The 1,202-nt window shown below is 58.8% G+C and carries 2 protein-coding genes; both read right to left on the bottom strand.

Features of this window, described 5'->3' with window-relative positions; all coding sequences use genetic code 11:
* Positions 1–617, bottom strand: a 617-nt coding sequence (locus tag BM357_RS18830) for a Ger(x)C family spore germination protein (RefSeq protein ID WP_139234824.1), incomplete at its 3' end; no start/stop codon positions are given.
* 95 nt (positions 618–712) lie between these two features.
* On the bottom strand, positions 713–1,202 hold a 490-nt coding region (locus BM357_RS18825; RefSeq protein ID WP_139234823.1), incomplete at its 5' end, for a spore germination protein.

Here is a 1,202-nt window from a genome sequence, read left to right as displayed (position 1 = left end):
AGCCACGCGAGCGCCTTCGTCTCCTCCACAGTCAGGACGTCCGCCATCTTTGCACCGCGAAACACAGCAACCCCTTTCATGAGCAGGTGGCCCGTAGCGTCTCTGTCTACCAACGACAATACGGGCGCCTGCGACGGAGACAGGTACTCCTTCATCACCTCCAGTTGCCCGCTGTCGACAACGCGGAACATCTCGCCTACCTGCTCCACCAAATCACGAAGGCCCAGCGCGTTCAGAGGCTCGGGATCGGACGGTGCCGAAAGAACGTCCCGCGCCTGCCCCGGTGTCACGAGGAACAGTTGATTGCGGCGAAAGTACCGGTTCCGCTCGAAGTAGTCAAATGCCTTGTCAATTCCTTGTTTTGCGTAGTCACTTCCGAACACCACCAGGGTGTTGTGCGCCAGGTACATTCGGTGCGGTACGTCCGCCTTGAATTTTTCCACCGCTTCTTCGATAGAACTGCCCGTCTCATCCCGGATGAGGAAGGGCTGGCCGCCTCCTGAACCTGACTGGCCCCCACCCGCCGAAGGAACGGCATTGGGATTGACGATCTGGGCCGTCAGCTGCACCAAGCCATTGTCGGTCCGGTCGATGCCGAGGGCTATGACGATATTCATATCATCGACCTCCTGAATATCAAAGCACCCTGGCAACAACAACGAACCCATGCTGATCACGAAGAAGAAGGCCAGCCTGCGAAACCGGTACGACCTCATCGCTGTCCCTCGCCAGAGTCAGGCTTGTTGGGGGGCCGCGGTGCCGGGCTGCGATTGCTGACGCTGTCAACTGGTTCAAGCTGTTCTGGACGTCGTTTGGTTGCAAACCAGGGAGCCCGGATGAACATATCTTTCATTTCCGACCAAGTGAACGGTGCGATGGGGGCCATGTATGGAACTCCGAAAGAACGGAGCGAGACGAGATGCGTCACAAGGACCAGGCCGAGAACGACGATCCCGACCAGTCCAAAAACACCAGCCGCGACCACGAATGCAAACTGAATAATCCGGCTTGAATTCACAAACCCATACGCCGGCAGAGCAAACGACGCGACCCCGGTTCCCGCCACCACAATCACCATGCCGGGAGAGACCAAGCCTGCACGTACTGCGGCATCGCCGACAATCAGCGTACCCACAATGCTGACCGATTGCCCAACCGCCCTTGGCAGACGCGAGCCCGCTTCACGCAGGGCTTCGAAGGCG

Origin of the sequence: Paenalicyclobacillus macrosporangiidus, assembly GCF_900116805.1 — a bacterium.
Classification (GTDB): domain Bacteria; phylum Bacillota; class Bacilli; order Alicyclobacillales; family Alicyclobacillaceae; genus Alicyclobacillus_H; species Alicyclobacillus_H macrosporangiidus.
The sequence above is the reverse complement of the archived record's forward strand: the minus strand, read 5'-3'. Positions and strand labels throughout refer to the sequence as shown.